This window comes from Limnoglobus roseus (genome assembly GCF_008254045.1).
GTDB classification, from domain to species: Bacteria; Planctomycetota; Planctomycetia; order Gemmatales; family Gemmataceae; genus Limnoglobus; species Limnoglobus roseus.
Genome location: NZ_CP042425.1, coordinates 385,818 through 404,154, shown reverse-complemented (window position 1 = coordinate 404,154; position 18,337 = coordinate 385,818). Strand labels below are relative to the sequence as shown.

Sequence of the window (18,337 nt, the reverse complement as noted above, 5' to 3'; positions counted from 1 at the left end):
GGGGCAAGAAAAAACCGGCGGCGCGATGGGTCGCGCCGCCGGAGTGAGAATTCGGATCGACGGTGACGTTACTCGACCGTCACCACGGTCGTGCGGTTGTAGGCCAGCAACAGTTGGAAGATGCCGCAGTCGCCGATGCCCGACCCGTCGGTGTACCCGTAGCGGTAGTTCCGCACGGACCCGTCGCCGAACAAGACCGGCGAGCCGCCGTCGTGGGGGCCGCCGAAGTGGTTGATGTCGAGATTCTCGTCGTCCTTGACGTAGCCCTTGTTCGCGGAACTGCCGCTGCCGTTCTTGTCGGCGTACCGCATGTGGTCGCCGGTCACGCCCATCAACGACGTGTACGCATACCCCTTGTCCTGGTTCGCCGTGTTGGAAATGTACTGGCTCGGCTTCAACGACTTGTGGGCGGTCATGATCGTGTTCGACGACCCCGCCGTCATCTGGACGAACGTCACGCCGAGTTGCTTGTAGCCGTAGGCCCGCGCGTCCATGACGGCCGCGAAGCCGGCCGGTGATTCCGTGCTCGGGGTGATGACGGCGCTGCTCAAGCCGATGCCGTACGCGCCGGCGTAGTCGATCTTCGGTCCGACGGACGCGGACCGCCGACTCGGGCAGAGGTAAATGGGGACCGTCATTGTCGAGTTGACGCTGTCGGCGGCCGTCGTGTACGCCGCCGCGACGCCCGTCCCCGTGGGGCCGTTCGCGATTTCCAGATTGATGGCGGTTTGGAACAGCGGGTACACCAGGTTGTAAATGTTCCCCCCTTCGATGTGCGGGAGAATCTTAATCGGCCACCCCAGCCCTTGGCCGTACCCCTCGATCGGCACGCCGTTATTGATGTCGTGGTAGCCGTGGATGGCCAGGCCGAGCTGCTTCATGTTGTTCTGACATTTGGCCCGAGACGCGGCTTCGCGAACTTTCTGCACGGCCGGCAGCAAGAGACCGATGAGAATTGCGATGATGGCGATAACGACCAACAATTCGATGAGCGTGAAGCCCGACGACCGGCGAAGAAAAGGACGAAGCATTCCACTCTCCCACAAGAATAACGAAGAATTACAGCACGGGAGAGGAGGCCGTAATTTAAGCTTCCGGACAAACACCGACAAGGCGACTTTGAGCGATTCGGTCGTCGGCCGGCTCGCCATTCACGCCGAGCGGCGCAGCCGCGGGTGGAAGCCCACGTCCGTTGGCACGTCGTCGCTCAGCAGTTCCAGCGACGGCAGCGTGTCGGCACTCGGGAGGTCAACAGTGGCCGGTTGGCCGGTTCGCGGCACGTCGGCGGTCGGCGGCAGCGGGACGGAGATGCCGTGCAGGGGAATCGTCCAGGGATCGCCGTCGTCGGCGAAGGTGGGGTTTTCGTTCACGGGCTGCCTCCTGCGTTGCGAGCGTTACCAGCGGATCAGGGTCGTGCCCCAGGCGAGGCCCGCGCCGAAGCCGCTGAACAACGCGAGTTGGCCGCGCTCCAGGCGGCCGGCGGCCAGTGCTTCGTCGAGCGCGATCGGGATCGACCCGGCCGACGTGTTGCCGTACCGGTCCATGTTGTTGAAGACTTTATCGGCCGGAATCTTCAGGAACTTGTTCAGCGATTGCTCGATGATGCGGATGTTCGCCTGGTGCGGCACGATCAGCGACAGGTCGTCGGTCGTCACCTTGGCGGCCGTCAGTACATCGTTCACGGTATCGCGGAGGATCTCGACCGCCCACCGGTAGACGCCCTGGCCGTCCATGTGCATGTAGTGCTTGCCGGCCGCGAGGACTTCCGGCGTGAGTTCCATCGCGGTGCCGCCGGCCGGGCGACAGAGCATCGGGCCGCCGCTGCCGTCGGCCCCCATGCTGTACGCCAAAATCCCTTGTTCTGGACTGCCCTTCTCCAGAATCACCGCCCCGGCTCCGTCGCCGAACAGCGGGAAAATCTTCGGGTCTTTCGGGTTCACGATCCGCGAGTTCGCGTCGCCGCCGATGACCAGTGCCCGGTCGCTCGCGCCGGCCACGACGTACGCGGCGGCCGTGACCAGGGCGTACACGAACCCGGCACACGCCGCTTCGACTTCGATCGCGGGGGCCGAGAGCCTGAGCTTGTCCTGAACGATGGCGGCCGTGGACGGGAACGACATGTCCGGCGAGAACGTGCCGACCACGAGCAGGTCGATGTCCTTCGCGGCGTAGCCGGTTTTGGCGAAGCAATCTTTCGCGGCTTCCACGCACAAGTCAGAGGTGTTCTGCCCCGGGCGGACGTGGCGGCGCTCCTGAATGCCGGTCCGCTGAACGATCCACTCGGCATTGTACCCGCGGGCGGCGAAGTTCAGTTGGTCGTATAAGTCGGCGTTCGTGACCACCAATTCGGGCAAGTACTTCCCTGTGCCCGCGACGCGGACGCCCATCAGGGATTTGCACTTCGGCCGGGGGAGGGGGCGGTTGGGAACGGTCATGAAGGTCGGTACGGGTGGCGGGAGAGGGCAAAATTCCGAGAAGCCATTATAGAGACTGCCGCGGACAGGTCCGGTGGAATTGGCCGCGGATGAACACGGATGAAACCAGATTCATTTCAGGTGGTTCGCCCGATCACGTCTTTGAACAGGATTTTGTGCTTCGATTGATCCGTGTTCATCCGTGGCCATTTCTCGTCAAGGATTACTGCTGTTCGGCCCCACTTTCGAGGAACCTCTGGAACGCGAGGCCGGCGAGGGCGGTGGCGTCGGCCCGGATGTTCCCGTCGGTGAGGGCCGTGCGGACGCCGCCGAGGAGGTACTGGGTGCGGAAATCGGCCATGAAGTGGCCGGTGTTCTCGACCGTGAACTGCAAGCCGCGCGTGAAGGCCAGCCCCTCGACGGCGGCGGCCCGGTACTTCGGGTAGCGGGTCAAATCCGGCACGCCCTGCCGGATCAACTGACAGGCGGCGGCCAGCCCGCGGACGGCGTGGGCCGACTCGAAACCGGGTTCCGTCGCGGCGGGCAGCGAGTCGGTGCGGAACGCCCCGGCCCACAACACGTGCTGACCGTCGGCCTTGCCGTACTGCGCGGCGCAGAGCCAGTCGGCCATCTCGAAGACCATTCCGGCGGCGTTGGCGTCTTTCGTTTCCAGGCAGAATTCGGCGGCGGCCGGGATCATCGTGCCGGCGAAGTTCGCGTGCGGGGCGGCTTTGAACTTCGTCCGGTATTGGGCCAGCGACTTCGCAAGGACGGCGTCCTTCGCCGCCTCCGGCCGCACGCGGCGACTGGCCGCGAGGGCTTGCAGGGCGAGGCCGGGGTAGACGTTCACCGCGTCGGCGTCGTCACCGCACGCGACGGACCCGTCGGCCTGCACCTGTTTGCGAAGGAAGCCGCAGAGCTTTTCCGCCTCCGCGAGCAACTTCGGGTCGGCCGTCGGCAGGCTGTAGATGGACAGGGCGAGGGCGGCAGCGAAGCCGACCGGGTTGCCGCCGGTCGGCAGCAGCGTCGGCGTCTTGCACGTCGCGTCGGCGGGGTCGTCCTTCGTCAGCGCCAACAGGCCGAGGACGGCTTGCCCGCCGCACGCGGTTAGTTTCTCATCGGCGGTGAAGTTGGCGGCCTGACACACGGCCCACGTCGCGAGAGCCTGCCGGTAATCGCTATCGCCGTCGATCGGCGTGCGGAGGGCCGGGTTAACGCCGAAGAGGAACCGGCCCTGCGGCTGTTGCCGCTTTGCCAGCCACTCCGCGGCGGCCCGCATTCCGAGGACCGTCGAAGCCGTGTCCGGCGGGTAGTTCTGTAGGTTCTGGAAGCGGGCGATGCTCGGTTGCTTCGGCACGCTCGCGGCGACCGGGGTGACTGCCTCCGGCACTGGCCGGCCGGTGATCGACGGTGGCAACAGTCCCGGCGGCGGCGACTGTGCGGCGGCCGGCATCACGGCGAGGCCGAGTGTCGCGAGGAAGCTGATGGACAAGATCGGCCGCATGGGAAACCTCCGTGTCTCCGCGAGAGTCGCACAAGGCGCACAGGGTGAAGGAAATCGGTCAGCTCGTCAAGCGGAAGTTGATTGCTGGTCTTAGTCCACCGACATGTTGATCTTCGATCACTCACGGGACCGGGAATTTTAGCTCCCGACTATCCCCGACAGGTATTGTTACCGCAGAAGAGTCCTCTGCCCAAACAACAAACTTGAGTCCCCTGAGCACATAATCTGGCACATCGGCGTCTGGCGCGTGGTCATAAACAACACGCCAGAGTTCCTTACCCGATGACAGTTCGACGACCCGAATCACGATGTAATGATTTCTTCGGCCAAGGATCGTCCCATTGCTGACGTTGTCGGCATAAGCCTCGTACTTACCGTCGGGGGAAACGCGGAATTCACCGCTACTACTCGGACCGAACCATAGGCATCCCGCCATCATCAACGGCAGGCCGACGAACACTGTCAAGACGAGAAGCAAACGTACCTTGCGCCGCGTCATAGCTCAATCTCGGTATGCAGCTTCTCGCCGACAACCACCGTGGCATGACCCGCGGCTTGGCCACCAAGCCAGAATTACTTACAGGCCGCCAGCAAATTCGAATCAGCCCTTCACCTTCGCCGCGAACGCCGCCAGCCCTTGTTGGTAGACGCCCCGCCATTCGGGGTTCGGCTTCACAGCCTCCGGGCGGAACTTCACCATCGCGGTGACGGCGTCGGCCACCGTGTACGGCGTGTTGTCGCCGGCCTTCCGCCGTTGGTGGGTTTCGTACCCGGCGAGGGCTGCCACCGCCGCGCCGAGGGCCGGGCCTTCGGCCGAGACGAGGCGGACGAGTTCCCGGTCCAGCACGCTCGCCAGAATTTCGAGCATCAGGTCGTTGCGGGCGATGCCGCCGGACACGGTGACGCGGGTGATCGTCTGGCCGGCGGCTTCGTGTTCCTTCACCGCGAGGCCGATGAGGTACGACAACGCCTCGAACGACGCCCGCAGTTTCGTGCCGCCGTCGGTCGGCTCCGATGGCGTCCACTGGAACCGCGGGGCGTTCACGCCGACCGACGGTTCCGCGTACAGGAAGGGCAGCACGGTCACGCCGCCGCACCCGGCCGGCACCTTCCGCGCGGCCGCTTCCAGGGCGGTCCAGTTGGGCTTCTCGCCGATGACTTTGTCGAGGAACTGAGCGCCGTTCGTGTAGCACCGCATCCAGAGGTACGGCCCCCAGTTCAGCTTCATCGCGTCCAGCGTGCCGGACTGCGGGGCGAAGGCGGCCGATGAGTTCACCACGGCCGAGTTGCCGAGGATGATCGCGACTTGCCCCGCATCGACGGCTCCGCCGCCGACGAGACCCGCGGCCTGATCGTCGAGCGTTGGGAAGATCAACGGCCGGTTCGTGGTCGTCATCTTCGCGGCGGCGGCCACGGCCTCCGACAGCGGGCCGACGGGGTCGTTCATGTCGATGATCCGCGGCAGGTGCTTCCACGCCTGCTCGCGGCGGGCGGGGTCGGCCAGGGCGAAGAGCATCTCGGCCCGCCACTCGTTCTTCCGCAGATCCATCATGCCGGTCGAAGCGGCCGACGACACCGACGTGCAATCGAACCGCCCCGTCAGGAAGCCGGCCGCCGCCGGCCCGTGCGGGAGCATGACGGCCGTGCGGTCCCAGTCGGCCGCGGACAGCGTGTGTTCGTCCTTGACGAGGTGGCTGAGCGAATACCGCACGGCCCACGGCCCGCCGATCAGTTCCTTCACGCGGTCCTGCCCGCCGAGTCGCTGCAACCCTTCCCCGTGGTACTTCGCCAGCGTCTGGTCGTTCCAGCAAATCATCCGGCGGACCTGTACCGCGTTGGCGTCGAGCAAGCCGGCCGAGTGGTGCGTGGCCGAGATGCCGGCCGCCAGCCACTTCCCGGAGTCGGTGTTCTCCTCCAGCCAGTGCCCCATCGCTCGCGCGCTGGCCAGGGCTTGCCCTTCGAGTTGCAGCAGGCTGAGTTCGCTGACGCCGCCTTCGGTCCACAGGTCGGTCGGCAGGCGGACTTCGTGCCGGACGTTGCCGGACGGGTCGAACGCGAGGGCCTTGACGGAGCCGGTGCTGAAATCCCAACCGACGATGATCGCGTCGGGCGGCACGTGACGGAGAGCTTCGGACATGGAACGATTCCCGGGAGAGTGGTGAAATTGGTTTCGTTCGCAATCGAAGGAATGGCAAGGGGCCGCGCGGATAGAATGTCCCCGACCGCCCTCCCGAGTAGGTGACGTATGACCGTGCTCCGCCGTGCGATGGTACTGCTGACCCTGCTGGTGGCCGGGCCGACGGTGCGGGCCGACGACAGCGACGGCGCGAAGGTGTACAAGAAGGTGATTCACTCCGTCGTCTGGGTCCACTCCACCCGCGACAAGGGGCTGGCGACCGGCAGTGGCACGCTGGTGGACCGTGAGAAGCGGCTGGTGCTGACGAACTACCACGTCGTCGAGGACAACCCGCGGGCGCGGGTGTTCTTCCCGTACTTCCGCGACGGCAAGCCGATCGCTGAGAAGAAATACTACAGCGACCGGGCGAAAGACCTGGCCATCGCCGGCAAGGTCATCGCCGTCGAGAAGACGGTGGACCTGGCGTTGATCCAACTCGACCACCTGCCCGCCGGCGTGACGGCCGTGCCGGTGGCGGCGCAGTCGGTCGAGCCGGGGCAGACGGTGCATTCCGTCGGCAACACCGGCAAGTCGGACGCCCTCTGGGGCTACGTGCCGGGCAAGGTGCGGCAGGTTTACAAGAAGGAGTGGCGGGCCAAGCTGGACGGCAACCGCATCCTTCGGTTCAAGGCCGAGGTCGTCGAAACCGACTCCGCGACCAACCCCGGCGACAGCGGCGGCCCGCTGCTCAACGACAAGGGCGAACTCGTCGGCGTCACGCAGGGCGGGGCCGTCGACGCGCAACTCGTCAGCACCTTCGTGGACGTGACCGAGGTTCAACGGCTGTTGCGGTCGGAAGGCGTGAAGACCACGAAGGCCGACGAGCCGAAGAAGACATCCCCCACCGGCGAGTCGAAACGCGACAAGCCGGCGACGGTGGCCGACGGCGGGAAGTTCTTCACCGAGGAGACGGTGAAGAAACTTCAGGACGCGGTCAACGACCTGCACGCGAAGCAGAAAGTCGATCTGCTCGTGGAGACCTTCGCGACGGTTCCGAAAGATGACCTGGAGAAGGTGAAGGGGATGAAGCCGGACGAGCGGACGAAGTACATGCGCGAGTGGGCGACGAAGCGCAGCACGGCCGAGACGGTCAGTGGTTTCGTCGTGGTCGTCTGCAAGGAGCCGCGGAACTTTTACATCTCGAGTTCGCCCGACGTGGCCGCACGGTTCCCGGCCGACTTCGACCAGAAGCTCATCAAGACCCTGTTGGACGGCCTCAAGAATCAGAAGGGTGACGACGCCATTTTGGAGGTCGCGAAGATGGTCAAAGATAACGTGAAGGCGAAATAACGATGCCCGGACTGCTCCTCAGCGACGACCTGATCTTCACCAGCCGCATCGTCGCGACGGCGAGGGCACACGGCTTGACGGTCGTGACAGCGAAGACGGCCGAGGCACTGCTGGCGAAGGCCAAGGATGACCCGCCAGCGGGCGTGATCCTCGACTTGCACAATCCGACGCTCGACGTGGCAAAACTGCGGGCGGAACTGCCGGGCGTGCGGATCGTGGCCTACGGCTCGCACGTTGATGTCGAGCGACTGAAAGCTGCGCGACAGGCGGGGTGCGACTTGGTGCTGCCGCGGAGTGCGTTCGTGGACAAGTTGGAGACAGACATCGCGGGGTGGTTACTGTAACTTCCCCTTCTCCCGCAGCCACGCGAAGATCGCTTCCGTCAGCTTCCCGTCGTTGTCCATCCGCGGCACCTTCGTCTGCACGTCGAGCGTCCCCTTGCGGGCTTCTACCCAAGCGGCCAGCGATCCCAACTTCACCGGCACCACCTCCGGTATCGTCATCGTCAGGTCGCCGATGCGGTGGGCGGCGTAGTCCTCGTTCAGCCGGTCGAGTTCCTTGTCCAACAGCCCGGCGAACCGCTTCAAGTCCGGCACCGCGTCGCGGAACTCGATCAGGTAGCGGTGGAAGCCCGGCACGTTCGGCTTGGTTGGGAAGACCGGGCCGACGTGGAAGTCGCCGGTGAAGACGCCGCACTCGCGGGCGGCGTGGGCCACGCCCTTCTCGACTTCCTCTTCGATCAGGTGTTCGCCGAATGCGGAGAGGAAGTTCTTCGTCCGCCCCGCGAACCGCATGAGCGGCGGCTTCACGCTCTCGAAGACGACCGTGTCGCCGATGAGGTAGCTCCACACGCCGGCACACGACGTCAGCACCACGGCATACCGCACGCCCACCTCGATTTCGCGGACGGTGTGCCGCGTTGGCTTTTCCTTCAGTTGGCCGTGCGCGTCAAAGTCTTCGACCGGGATGAACTCGAAGAAGATGTCGTGGTCCGGCACCAACCGCAGCAACTTGTACCGCGGGTCTTCGGTCGCGATGAACCCCTCGCTGGCCGGGTAGACTTCGCAGAACTCGAAGGCGTCGCCGCCGATCTGCTGGCGGAACAGATCGCGGTAGCCGTCGAACTTCGTGCCGCCGTGGATCAAGAGGCGGAAGTTCGGCCAAATCTCGGCGATGGTCTTCTTGCCCGTCACCTGCTTCATCATGTCGAACAGTAGAGCCATCCACGACGGCACGCCGCTGAGGGCGACGATGTTCTCCTTCGCGGCCGCTTCCGCCAACCGCGGCATCTTCTCTTCCCACTTCGGGATGCGGCTGAGTTCCAGCGGCGGGAAAGTGTACGGCCGCACGGCTTCCGGGATTTCTCTCGCCGCGATGCCGCTGAGGTCGCCGCCGCGACTGCCGTTGGAGAGCAGGTTCACGTCAGTGTTGCCGCCGAGGAAGAAGAACTTGCCGGTGAAGAGTTGGTGGTGAGGGAAGCAGTGCCGGAACAGGGCCATCGTCGTCTGGGCGGCCTTGCGGTTGGACCGCACCATGTCCATCGACACCGGGATGTACTTCGTGGCCCCGCTGGTGGTGCCCGACGACAGGGCGAAGTACGGCATGAACCCCGGCCACGTCGCGTCGGTGACGTTCGGGTAGCCCTTCCAGTAGTGGTCCCAGAAGTATTCGTAACTGCGCACCGGCACCCGGCTCTGGTAGTCGCCAACTGAGTCGATGTCCTTGAAACCGTGATCCATCCCGAACCGCGTATCCTTCGCTGTGCGGACGAGTTTCAACAGCGTCTCGGCCTGCACCTTCCCGGCGTCGAGTCGATCGAGTTCCCGCGTGCGACTGTGGGCCATCTGCACGAGGCCGGCATCGGCCACCCGCCGCACGAGCGGCAAGTTCACGAGCGGAGCGAGGAACGCGGTGGTGAGCATGAGGAGAGTTCCTGAAAATCAAACGGCCCGCAGGGAACGCGGGCCACCCGTCAGAACTTTTTGTACGTGAGCCATTTGCCGTTGAGGGCCAAGACCATCCGCGGCACGCCGGGCGGGTCCTCGACCTTGCGGATGTCTACCGCCATGTCGATGGCGCTCATGATGCCGTCGCCGAAAATCTCGTGGGCCACGTCCTTGAACGCCGGGCCGTACAGCATGACGGCCTCATACAGACGGTAGATGAACGGGTCGGTCGGCGGCCAGGGCTGGGCCGGCGTGCGGTGCGGCACCTGCTGCAACACCGCTACCGCCTCCGCGGGCAGCGCGAGGGCCTTGCCGAGTCCGGCCGCTTCCTCGGCCGTGGCCTGCCCGACGCCGTACACGAGGTACGCCGCGTACACCGGACTGCGGCCGATGGCCTCGCCCACCTGCGGCCAGCTCAGCCCCGCCCGCACCTTCGCGTCCAACGCCAGTTGGCGGATGTTGTCTCGGGTCATCTGCGTACCTCTCCCAAGGTTCAGCGCGGAAGCCGTCCGCACGCGGGGAGAGGGTGAAGCGTGGCCGTGGCGGAAGTATACGGCCGGGGAAGTGATTTCTGTAGGGTAGTGCCGAGCCTTCAAGGCCCACCGGTCCGGGCGGGGTACGATTGCGACTAAAGGTTTAGTTTATTCAGTGACAGGACAGACCTTCCCCACACACCGGACATTTCACGACCCTAGCCCATGAGGTCACGCGATTACCGCACTTTTCGCAGGTAGTGTTTCGGATCGGCGAGCAATCTTCGGGAGAGAACGCCATGGGCGTTCCACGGTAATGTTCTCGGTCTTCGGGGGCAACCACTTCGATCGTTTCCCACTGCTCATCAGACTCGGCTCGCCACACATGCCCGACAATGTACTTATGGTCTTCGCTAATGTGGGGATACTTTGCTTTTAACTGTAAGTTCATCTGCGGCGACTTCTGAGCACACGCGGCGACCATGAGTTCGACCCACGGCCCCTCTGAGAGGGCCGAGAGCCACTCTAGCACGGTATCGCGGCTCATTTCCAAGTTGTCTCCCCATCGTCTCGCTAATTACTTCTTCGGGTCGGCCGCGTCGGGCTTGAACTTCTTGCAGAAGTACACGCCGGCCGGCGGCAGGTTCACCGGCACCAGCTTGAACGACACGTCCTGGAAGTAATGGCGGTAGAAGTTCCAGTACACGTACGGCATCACCGTCAGTTGGCGGAAGACGCCCTCCGGACCCATGCACTTCATCGAGCTTTCGAAGATCGCCTTGCGGATCGGGTGCGGGATCGATGGCATCGGCAGGCCGGATACCATGTGGTCGACTTCGCCCACGCCGCGGTCGGCGAGCAGTTTGTCGAGGTGGGCCGCGTCGCCCTGCACGATCTCGGCGTGCGGGAACCGACGGCGGAGGCGCTCGCAGAAATCGGCTTCAATCTCGACGATCAACAGCCGCGTGTGCGGCTTCACTTTCTTCAACAGGATGTCCGTAATCGGGCCGGTGCCGGCCCCGAGTTCGACGATCACCTTGGCCGTGTCGAAGTTGATCCCCTTGAGCATCTCGCGGACGAGGTAGCGACCGCTCGGGGCCGGGGTGGCGATGGCCGTGCCCTGGGTCACGAACTTCTTGAAGACCATCCAGAAATCGCTGCCGTTGGATTTCTTGGCCTGTTTGGGGGTCGCGGTACTCGGGGTCATGAAGGCTCTCAGGTAGGTCGCGCGGGGGATGATTCGCGGCGGGTCGGCTTCACAAGGAATTTCCTGGCCCAACTCGGGTGCGCCGTCGGACTCGGGTCGGTCAGGAAGGATAACACGAGGCGGTTGATCTTGCGCGACCGTTCGATCTGCGGGGCGTGGCCGCACTTCGGGATCGCGAGGTAGTGGCCGACGCCCGCCGGCATCTCGGCGGCCGCTTCCGCTGCGGTCTTCGGGTCGCAAATCTTGTCGTTCAACGCCGTGATGAGTAGCGTCGGGACCGTGAGCTTGCTCATCAGCGACCGGACGGAGTGTTCCTTCGTGTCGTTGACGGTGCGCAACAGGCCGCGCTTCCAGCGGCGGTTCTTCACGGCCGCCTTGTAATACCGCACGACCTCGCGGTCCACGAACCGCCGGCGGTGGAAGACGCTGCGGACGACCGAATTCCAGTCTTCGCGGCGAACCCCTTCCATGATCGGCAGTTGCTCTTTGTCGCCCATCCCGGACGGGCAGATGAGAACCATGCGGCTAATCATCTGCGGGTAACGGGCCGCGAATTCGACTGCAATTTTGCCGCCGAGGCTGCTGGCGACCAAGTAATAAGGAGCCGTCTGGGCGAAGTTGAACAGGTAACTGTGGAGTTGCTCAACGAGGTAATCGACGGAGACGGGTTGCTTCTCGTCGATGCGCTTGTGAATCGCCTCCCCGTCGTAGACGAGGAAGTTCGGCGTGTGGACCTCGAAGTACCGGGACCAAAACCGCTTGTTCTTGTACCACGACTCAGCCTGCTCGGCCAACCCGTTGATGAGAACGAGCGGCTGCCGTCGGCCGTAGGCTTTGGCGCGAATGCGTTCGAGTAGTCCGTTCAAGGCTGGCATAGCGGCTGTCTCCGCAGCTCAACGGGACACGCGAATTCCCAAAACTCGTCGGTACAGCTTATGGCGAAGAGAACCCGATGTGAGTGAAAATCCCGAAAGGGTTCATTTCTCACCCAAATTGGGCCGAATGTTCGTGCTAGCTTATCCAGCTATCCACCCTTTACAAGCAAGAATCTCCGACTCCTGGAGAAATCGGGCGGATAGACCGCATGATAAGCTGTAGCGATTTTTCCGACAGTAGTAACTTTAACGATTCCGCAAATTTTACCAATTGTCCTTTACCACCCTCGACAGATTCTTTAGGCTACCCCTCAACACCCAATGTAGATCGGCCGGGCGACCTCTTCCCGCCCGGCCGATCTTGTTTTTCCTTCCGAGTGACACTGATGAACTTCCGCCTGTGGATGATGGCGGCGATGGGCTTGGCCCTCGCGTCGCCGGTTCGAGCCGACTACTTCGCGATTGACCTGAGCAGCGTCGGCATTCAGCCGGTGGCCGTGAATTCGAGCCGGCAGTTCGCCGGCACGCGGGAAGTGGCCCCCGGTCAGCAGCAAGCCTACCGTTGGGACAACGTGACCAGCTTCACGAACCTCGGCACGCTCGGCGGCACCAACTCCTCGGCCTCGGCCATTAACGAACAGGGTTGGGTCGCGGGCACGAGCCGGATCAACACGACGAGCAGCGTCTCGCACGCCTTCCTCTGGCAGCCCGGCGTCGGCCTGACCGACCTCGGCACGCTCGGCGGCACGTCCTTCCCTACGGTCTCGGCCGTCAACGCGACGGGTGTCGTGGTCGGGGCCAGCCCGACGACCGGCAACGCCGCCACGCACGCCTTTGTGTGGCAACCGGGCGTCGGCCTGACCGACCTCGGCACGCTCGGCGGTAACAACTCGGTTGCCCGCGGCGTGAACGACGCCGGCACTGTGGTCGGCGCGAGTGACACCGCGGACGGCGGATCGCGGCCGTTCATCTGGACCGAAGCCGGCGGCTTGGTGGACCTCGGTGGTCTCGGTGGGCCGACCGCCGACGGTTCCGCGAATGACATCAACAACAACGGCGTGGTCGTGGGCCAGAGCACCCGCGGCGATGGCACGAGCGGCGCGTTCGTGTGGAACGCTGGCGTCTTCACCGACCTCGGCGGCCTCGGCGGCGCGAACTCGGTCGCCTTCGCCATTAACAACTTGGGCGAGGTCGTCGGCACCGCCCAGAACGATGCCGGCGAGAGCCTGGCGTTCCTGTGGGACGCCACGAACGGGCTGCGGAGCCTGAACTCGCTGCTCGGGGACAACCCGCAGAATGTGAGTTTGACCCGGGCCATCGGCATCACCGACTCCGGCGACATCCTGGCCGAGAGCGCCACGCTGGACGGCACGATCGTCTACCTCGTGACACAGAACGGCGACCTGAACCCGCCGCCGCCCACGAATGAAGTCCCCGCCCCGCCCGCCCTGGTGCTGGCGGGCCTGGGCCTGCCGCTCGCCGGTCTGATGCGGCGGAAGCGGTCCGCGTAGATTGGCTTGAGATTTACATCGAGCACGCGGGCGGGTCGGATGGATAGCCGACCCGCCCGTTGTCGTTTCCTACAGCTTCTTCTTCGGCCCGCTGACGTATTTCGTCGGTTCCGGTTCGCCGATCGCCTTGAGCAGTTCCGTCACGATGTCATCGCTCGTCTTGCCCTCGGCCTGGGCCTGGAAGTTCGCGGCGATGCGGTGCCGCAGGACCGGGATGGCAGCCTTCTTGATGTCGTCGATGGCCACGCTGAACCGGCCGTCCATCGCGGCGAATGCCTGCCCGGCCCGCACGAGGTACTGCCCGGCACGCACGCCGGCCCCGAAGTCGACCATGCGCTTGACGAACTCCGGGGCGGTCGGGTCTTTCGGCCGCGTGGCTCGCACCAACTTCACCACGTACTCGGTCACGTAATCGCCGACCGGCACGCTCCGCACCAGCTTTTGCAAGTTCAGGATCGCCTTCGCGGTCATCACCTTCGTCAGTTCGGCGGCCTCGTCTTTCGCCGTCATGCTGACGATGCGGCGTTCCTCCTCGGCGGTGGGATAGTCCACCTTCACGTTGAACATGAAGCGGTCGAGTTGCGCTTCGGGCAGCGGGTACGTGCCTTCCTGCTCGATCGGGTTCTGCGTCGCGATGACGAAGAACGGCTCGGGCAGTTTCATCGTTTCGCTGCCGGCGGTGACTTCGCGCTCCTGCATCGCTTGCAGCAGCGCGGCCTGGGTCTTCGGCGGCGTGCGGTTGATTTCGTCGGCGAGCACGACGTTCGCGAAGATCGGCCCGTTAACGAAGCGGAACTGCCGCTTGCCTTCCGGCGTCTCGTCGAGGACGGTGGTGCCAGTGATGTCGCTCGGCATCAAGTCCGGCGTGAACTGGATGCGCTTGTAGTTCACGTCGAGGATTTGGGCGATGCTGCTGACCATGAGCGTCTTCGCCAGCCCCGGCACGCCGACGAGCAGGCAGTGCCCGCGCGTGAAGATGGCCGCGAGGATTTGTTCGATGACCTCGTGCTGGCCGACGACGACCCGCTTGAGCTGATCGACCATCTGCGTGCGGTGCTGGGCGAACTGCGTGAGGTACTCGCTGATATTGGCAGACACCGGTGGTTCCTTTCGTCGGAGGTGAGGGCATTCTACAAGAAGGAGCGTTTGCCGCGACACGCCTCCGTCGGGTAAACTATCCCCATGCCACGCCTCTCTGCCAGCCTCGGTTCGCTCGGTGCCGCTCTGACGCGGCGGGACGTGTTGCGCATCGGTCTGCCCGCGCTGCTCGCTGCGAACCCGGTGCGGGCGGCCAAGCCCCGCGGCGGGTTCGGCCGGGCGAAGTCGGTGCTCGTCGTGTTCGCCAGCGGCGGGCAGAGCCAGTTCGAAACCTACGACCCGAAGCCGGACGCTCCCGAGGAAATCCGCGGCGCGTTCGGCAGCATTCCGACCACCGTACCCGGACTGCGATTCTGCGAACACCTGCCGAAGCTGGCGAAACTCGCCCACCGGGTTTCCGTCGTCAAGAGCGTGATGCACGACGACCTCGACCACGGCTCGGCCGTGTACCTGTCGCTGACCGGGCGGTTCCACCCGCGAAAGTCGTCGAACCCCGACCCGTCGCCGAACGACTACCCGGCGCTCGGGGCGGTGCTGAAGCGCGTGCGGCCGGCCGCGCGACTGCCGTACACGGCGATTCACGTCAACGGCCCGCTGCTCGTCCCGCTGCGGCCGTCGCCCGGGTTGAACGGCGGATTCCTTGGCCACGGCTTCGAGCCGTACACTGTCGGCGACCCGACCGACGACGGCGAACTGACCGGCGGCCTGGAGCAACTGTCCGACGTGTCCGCGGCCCGCTTCCAGGGGCGGCAGCAACTCCTCGGCAACCTCGACGGCACCCGCTACCCGTCCACGGCCGACCACGCCACGATGGTGAGGCAAGCCTACGACGTGCTGAAGTCGCCGCAGGCGCGGAGTGCGTTCGATCTGTCGCGGGAGTCGGCGGCCGTCCGCGATCGCTACGGCCGGCACCGGTCGGGACAGGCGTGCCTGCTCGCCCGGCGGTTGGTGGAAGTCGGCGTGCCGTGGGTGACGACGTTCTTCAACTACACGATCCGCGGCCAGGACCAGCACCCCGACGAAACGGAAGCCTACGGCTGGGACACGCACAACGACATCTTCGACGCGATGAAGACGCACCTGTTGCCGCGGTGGGACGCGACGTTCGCGGTGCTGCTCGACGATTTGCACCAACGCGGGTTGCTCGACACGACGCTGGTCGTGGGGATGGGCGAATTCGGGCGAGCACCGAAGGTGGCCCTGGAACCGCGGTTCGCCGGGGCGTCGCCGGGGCGGAAACACTGGGCCGGATGTTACTCCGTCGTGATGGCCGGGGCCGGGGTGACGCCGGGAAGTGTGTATGGCGCATCGGATCGCATCGGCGCTTACCCAAGTGACCGACCGGTGACGCCCGCCGACCTGACGGCGACGATGTTCTACGCCCTCGGCCTCGACCCCGGTGGCCACTACGCGGACAGCACGAACCGCCCGTCGATCATCTCCGAGGGGACGCCGATCACCGGGCTGTGGGCGTGACAATCGATTTGGCGAGCCGAGCACCGTGAGGTGCCGGGTGAGTATCGTTGACACCCACCCGGCACCTCACGGTGCTCGGCTCGCCAAGGACTCACCCGCGTTACTTCTTCGCCGGTTCCGCGTTCCAGACCTTGATGTCGTCGAAGCTGCCGTCCTTGCCGCCGACGCCGAGCTCGATCTTCGACTTCGTCGCGTGGCCGATGCCCGACGACTTCAGGTACGCGGCCGGTTTGCCGTCGAGCGTCACCCGCATCTCGTCGCCGACCGTCTCGACGCCCATCGTGTACCACTTCCCGGCTTCCAACTTCGCCGGGTAAGTGACGCGGCGACCGGTGAGCAACTTGGCAACCTCGGCCTTCTTACTGGCGTCCTTGTTCATCTCGTAGATGTCGTTCCGCATGGTGCCGTCGCGCTCGTCGATGATCGTGACGCCGTTCAATCGCACCTGCGCCCGGCAGATGTGACCGTAGTGCGCGCCTGTGTACTTGCGGTCGTCGAACTCCACGTCGATCACCGTCGCCCCGTCGAACCGGATCTTCACTTCGACGACGCTGTCCTTGGTGGGGATCTCCAAGCCGTGAACCGCCGCGTGAGCGGTGACAGCCGGCTTGCCGTCGGCGGCGGGCACGTTCTTGTCGCGGGTCTGCGTGCCCTTCAGCACGCCCTTCTCGACGGCGAACGTCGGCACGACCTTGTGCCACACCTTCGCGGGTTCGGCCCCCTCGAAGTCGTCGGAGAACAGCAGTTCCTTCTTCTCGCCGAGTGGCTTGTCCGGGATCGTGGGCAAGTCGGCTGCGAAGGCCGGAACGGCGAGGAACACGGACGTGAGCAGGAGGGGCAGTTTCATGGCAGGCTCGAACGAGGGAAAGGGGAACAGGCGGCCGCGTTATGTTACGCGGCACGGCGATGCGATCAAGAAGCCCGGGACCGTTGCCTACCCCATCAGCCCGCGGAGGCGTTCGGTGCTGTCGCCAAAGCGCGTCACCGGGACGCCCATGCAGTCCAGCATCGACAGGTACAGGTTGCACAGCGGCGTGTTCTTCGGCGACGCCAGGTGTTGACCGGTGCGGATGCGGCCGCCGCCCTTGCCGCCGAGGAGGATCGGCAAGTTGTTCGGGTCGTGCTTGTTGCCGTCGGAGAGGCTGGACCCGCACACCACCATCGCGTTGTCCAGTAGGGTGCGTTCTCCTTCCTTGACCTCTTGCAACCGCGACAACAGGCGGGCGTACTGTTCGACGTGCCAGCGGGTGATCGCCTTGTAGTCCTCGATCTTGGCCGGTTGGTTCGAGTGGTGCGACGACGAGTGGTGGTTTTCCTTCACGCCGTCGAGGAAGGAGAAGTTCCGCGGCGACACGTCGTTGGCGAACATGAACGTGACGTTCCGCGTGGTGTCGGTCCAGAACGCGAGGACGATCAGGTCGAGCATCAGGCGGACGAGTTCCGGCGGGTCGATTGTGGTGCCGCCCGCGGCCGCGATTTGGTCGCCGCCATTGTCCTTGCTCGTGAACAACACCCCGGCGCGCGACAAGCTCGGCGGCGGCACGAGACGGTCCGGCTTGGTCGGCGGCTTCCACCTGTTGGCCTTGGCCGCCGTCGGTTGGCCGTAGCCCATCTGCTTCTCCACGCCGCGGACGGCGTCGAGGTATTCTTCCAACTTTTGCTGATCGCCCTTGCCCAACTTCCGGCGGAGGGAGTGCGCGTCTTCGAGGGCCGCGTCGAGCAAACTCTGATCGTCGGCACGAGAAGGGCGGGGCAGGGGCTTACCCTCGGCGTCGCGGGGGCCGAACATGCGTTCGAACGCCGCCCGCGGGTCGATCAGCCGCGGCATCGGTAGGTCGGGCCGCCGCCACGAGATGTACGAGCCGTACATGCGGGTGTAGTTCACCGCCCGATCCAGGCCGTTGATGACCGGGTCGGTCGCCAGTTCCAGCGACGGCAACGGCGTCAGTTGCCCCATGTGGTTCGCGGCAACTTGATCGACCGACGCGCCGCCGGAGTTCAGGTCTTGCCCGGTCGTCTTGCGGACGTGCAGGCCGGTGAGGAAGTTCGCCGTCTTGGCGTAGTGCCCGTCGCCGGTGCGGCTGAACGGCTTGTCCAGGCCGCTGAGCACGACGACCGATTCCCGCACCGGGGCCAACGGCGTGAGGCTGAACGGCAGGTCGAAATCTTTGCCCGTCTGCTTCGGAATCCAGGCGTCCATCCACGCGCCGTTCGGGAAGTACAGGTAGGCCGCGCGAACGGGGGCCACGGCTTCGGCGGCCGCGGCACGGGTCGGCGTCATCGCTTCGAGCAGCGGCAACCCCAGGGCGACGCCCGCCCCGCGGAGGAACCGGCGGCGCGACAGCGGCTTCGATTTGATCCCCATGA

Annotated in this window: 17 protein-coding genes; 4 read left to right on the top strand and 13 right to left on the bottom strand. The window is 65.0% G+C overall.

The window, feature by feature from the left end; translation table 11 throughout:
• Positions 1–68: 68 nt before the first annotated feature.
• The 6 genes from PX52LOC_RS01670 to PX52LOC_RS01645 all read right to left on the bottom strand — a co-directional run bounded on the left by PX52LOC_RS01670 (position 69) and on the right by PX52LOC_RS01645 (position 6,055).
• Positions 69–1,031, bottom strand: a complete 963-nt coding sequence (locus PX52LOC_RS01670) for a DUF1559 family PulG-like putative transporter (protein ID WP_149108450.1) — start codon at positions 1,029–1,031, stop codon at positions 69–71.
• A 120-nt stretch (positions 1,032–1,151) separates the two neighbouring features.
• Positions 1,152–1,370 (bottom strand): hypothetical protein, encoded by a 219-nt coding sequence (locus tag PX52LOC_RS01665; RefSeq protein WP_149108449.1) that lies wholly within the window; start codon positions 1,368–1,370, stop codon positions 1,152–1,154.
• Positions 1,371–1,394: 24 nt separating this feature from the next.
• Entirely contained in the window at positions 1,395–2,435 is a 1,041-nt protein-coding gene (locus tag PX52LOC_RS01660; protein ID WP_246173630.1) for a 3-oxoacyl-ACP synthase III family protein, read from the bottom strand.
• 202 nt (positions 2,436–2,637) lie between these two features.
• Positions 2,638–3,918 carry a hypothetical protein gene (locus tag PX52LOC_RS01655; protein ID WP_149108448.1) on the bottom strand — a complete coding sequence of 427 codons (1,281 nt, stop codon included), beginning with the start codon at positions 3,916–3,918 and terminating at the stop codon, positions 2,638–2,640.
• A 121-nt stretch (positions 3,919–4,039) separates the two neighbouring features.
• Positions 4,040–4,417: a hypothetical protein gene (locus tag PX52LOC_RS01650; protein WP_149108447.1), complete on the bottom strand. Its 378-nt coding sequence runs from the start codon at positions 4,415–4,417 to the stop codon at positions 4,040–4,042.
• Positions 4,418–4,519: 102 nt separating this feature from the next.
• The gene (locus PX52LOC_RS01645; RefSeq protein ID WP_149108446.1) at positions 4,520–6,055 is read right to left on the bottom strand and encodes a xylulokinase; all 1,536 of its coding nucleotides are present in this window, start codon (positions 6,053–6,055) and stop codon (positions 4,520–4,522) included.
• 108 nt (positions 6,056–6,163) lie between these two features.
• Here PX52LOC_RS01645 and PX52LOC_RS01640 point away from each other — a divergent pair, with 108 nt between their 5' ends.
• A complete protein-coding gene (locus PX52LOC_RS01640) occupies positions 6,164–7,384 on the top strand; it encodes a trypsin-like peptidase domain-containing protein (RefSeq protein WP_149108445.1) in 1,221 nt (406 codons plus the stop codon).
• A 2-nt stretch (positions 7,385–7,386) separates the two neighbouring features.
• A complete protein-coding gene (locus PX52LOC_RS01635) occupies positions 7,387–7,728 on the top strand; it encodes a response regulator (RefSeq protein ID WP_149108444.1) in 342 nt (113 codons plus the stop codon).
• On the opposite strand, the gene PX52LOC_RS01630 is transcribed toward PX52LOC_RS01635, so the two are convergent.
• From PX52LOC_RS01630 to PX52LOC_RS01615, 4 genes are all read right to left on the bottom strand, one after another.
• Positions 7,720–9,306 carry a GH3 family domain-containing protein gene (locus PX52LOC_RS01630; protein WP_149108443.1) on the bottom strand — a complete coding sequence of 529 codons (1,587 nt, stop codon included), beginning with the start codon at positions 9,304–9,306 and terminating at the stop codon, positions 7,720–7,722. The two genes, PX52LOC_RS01635 and PX52LOC_RS01630, sit on opposite strands and share 9 nt — an antisense overlap.
• Before the next feature lie 50 nt (positions 9,307–9,356).
• Positions 9,357–9,803, bottom strand: coding sequence for a cyanase (gene cynS, locus PX52LOC_RS01625; RefSeq protein WP_149108442.1), 447 nt, complete (start codon positions 9,801–9,803; stop codon positions 9,357–9,359).
• Positions 9,804–10,380: 577 nt separating this feature from the next.
• Positions 10,381–11,010 (bottom strand): class I SAM-dependent methyltransferase, encoded by a 630-nt coding sequence (locus PX52LOC_RS01620; protein ID WP_149108441.1) that lies wholly within the window; start codon positions 11,008–11,010, stop codon positions 10,381–10,383.
• A gap of 8 nt (positions 11,011–11,018) precedes the next feature.
• Entirely contained in the window at positions 11,019–11,885 is an 867-nt protein-coding gene (locus PX52LOC_RS01615; protein ID WP_149108440.1) for an alpha/beta fold hydrolase, read from the bottom strand.
• A 386-nt stretch (positions 11,886–12,271) separates the two neighbouring features.
• Between PX52LOC_RS01615 and PX52LOC_RS01610 the strand changes: the two genes are divergently transcribed.
• Positions 12,272–13,396 carry a hypothetical protein gene (locus PX52LOC_RS01610; RefSeq protein WP_168218753.1) on the top strand — a complete coding sequence of 375 codons (1,125 nt, stop codon included), beginning with the start codon at positions 12,272–12,274 and terminating at the stop codon, positions 13,394–13,396.
• 69 nt (positions 13,397–13,465) lie between these two features.
• On the opposite strand, the gene PX52LOC_RS01605 is transcribed toward PX52LOC_RS01610, so the two are convergent.
• Positions 13,466–14,494, bottom strand: a complete 1,029-nt coding sequence (locus PX52LOC_RS01605; RefSeq protein WP_149108438.1) for an AAA family ATPase — start codon at positions 14,492–14,494, stop codon at positions 13,466–13,468.
• Between the two features lie 84 nt (positions 14,495–14,578).
• On the opposite strand from PX52LOC_RS01605, the gene PX52LOC_RS01600 reads away from it, so the two are divergent.
• Positions 14,579–15,970: a DUF1501 domain-containing protein gene (locus PX52LOC_RS01600; RefSeq protein ID WP_149108437.1), complete on the top strand. Its 1,392-nt coding sequence runs from the start codon at positions 14,579–14,581 to the stop codon at positions 15,968–15,970.
• Between the two features lie 100 nt (positions 15,971–16,070).
• On the opposite strand, the gene PX52LOC_RS01595 is transcribed toward PX52LOC_RS01600, so the two are convergent.
• Both PX52LOC_RS01595 and PX52LOC_RS01590 read right to left on the bottom strand, forming a co-directional pair.
• Positions 16,071–16,817, bottom strand: a complete 747-nt coding sequence (locus PX52LOC_RS01595) for a hypothetical protein (protein ID WP_149108436.1) — start codon at positions 16,815–16,817, stop codon at positions 16,071–16,073.
• A gap of 87 nt (positions 16,818–16,904) precedes the next feature.
• The gene (locus PX52LOC_RS01590) at positions 16,905–18,335 is read right to left on the bottom strand and encodes a DUF1552 domain-containing protein (RefSeq protein ID WP_149108435.1); all 1,431 of its coding nucleotides are present in this window, start codon (positions 18,333–18,335) and stop codon (positions 16,905–16,907) included.
• Between the last annotated feature and the right edge of the window lie 2 nt (positions 18,336–18,337).

Excerpts from the sequence above, each read along its gene's own strand:
- PX52LOC_RS01670 (WP_149108450.1), bottom strand. The coding sequence starts at position 1,031 with ATGCTTCGTCCTTTTCTTCGCCGGTCGTCGGGCTTCACGCTCATCGAA.
- PX52LOC_RS01660 (WP_246173630.1), bottom strand. The coding sequence starts at position 2,435 with ATGACCGTTCCCAACCGCCCCCTCCCCCGGCCGAAGTGCAAATCCCTG.
- PX52LOC_RS01655 (WP_149108448.1), bottom strand. The coding sequence starts at position 3,918 with ATGCGGCCGATCTTGTCCATCAGCTTCCTCGCGACACTCGGCCTCGCC.
- PX52LOC_RS01650 (WP_149108447.1), bottom strand. The coding sequence starts at position 4,417 with ATGACGCGGCGCAAGGTACGTTTGCTTCTCGTCTTGACAGTGTTCGTC.
- PX52LOC_RS01645 (WP_149108446.1), bottom strand. The coding sequence starts at position 6,055 with ATGTCCGAAGCTCTCCGTCACGTGCCGCCCGACGCGATCATCGTCGGT.
- PX52LOC_RS01640 (WP_149108445.1), top strand. The coding sequence starts at position 6,164 with ATGACCGTGCTCCGCCGTGCGATGGTACTGCTGACCCTGCTGGTGGCC.
- PX52LOC_RS01635 (WP_149108444.1), top strand. The coding sequence starts at position 7,387 with ATGCCCGGACTGCTCCTCAGCGACGACCTGATCTTCACCAGCCGCATC.
- PX52LOC_RS01630 (WP_149108443.1), bottom strand. The coding sequence starts at position 9,306 with ATGCTCACCACCGCGTTCCTCGCTCCGCTCGTGAACTTGCCGCTCGTG.
- cynS (WP_149108442.1), bottom strand. The coding sequence starts at position 9,803 with ATGACCCGAGACAACATCCGCCAACTGGCGTTGGACGCGAAGGTGCGG.
- PX52LOC_RS01620 (WP_149108441.1), bottom strand. The coding sequence starts at position 11,010 with ATGACCCCGAGTACCGCGACCCCCAAACAGGCCAAGAAATCCAACGGC.
- PX52LOC_RS01615 (WP_149108440.1), bottom strand. The coding sequence starts at position 11,885 with ATGCCAGCCTTGAACGGACTACTCGAACGCATTCGCGCCAAAGCCTAC.
- PX52LOC_RS01610 (WP_168218753.1), top strand. The coding sequence starts at position 12,272 with ATGAACTTCCGCCTGTGGATGATGGCGGCGATGGGCTTGGCCCTCGCG.
- PX52LOC_RS01600 (WP_149108437.1), top strand. The coding sequence starts at position 14,579 with ATGCCACGCCTCTCTGCCAGCCTCGGTTCGCTCGGTGCCGCTCTGACG.
- PX52LOC_RS01595 (WP_149108436.1), bottom strand. The coding sequence starts at position 16,817 with ATGAAACTGCCCCTCCTGCTCACGTCCGTGTTCCTCGCCGTTCCGGCC.
- PX52LOC_RS01590 (WP_149108435.1), bottom strand. The coding sequence starts at position 18,335 with ATGGGGATCAAATCGAAGCCGCTGTCGCGCCGCCGGTTCCTCCGCGGG.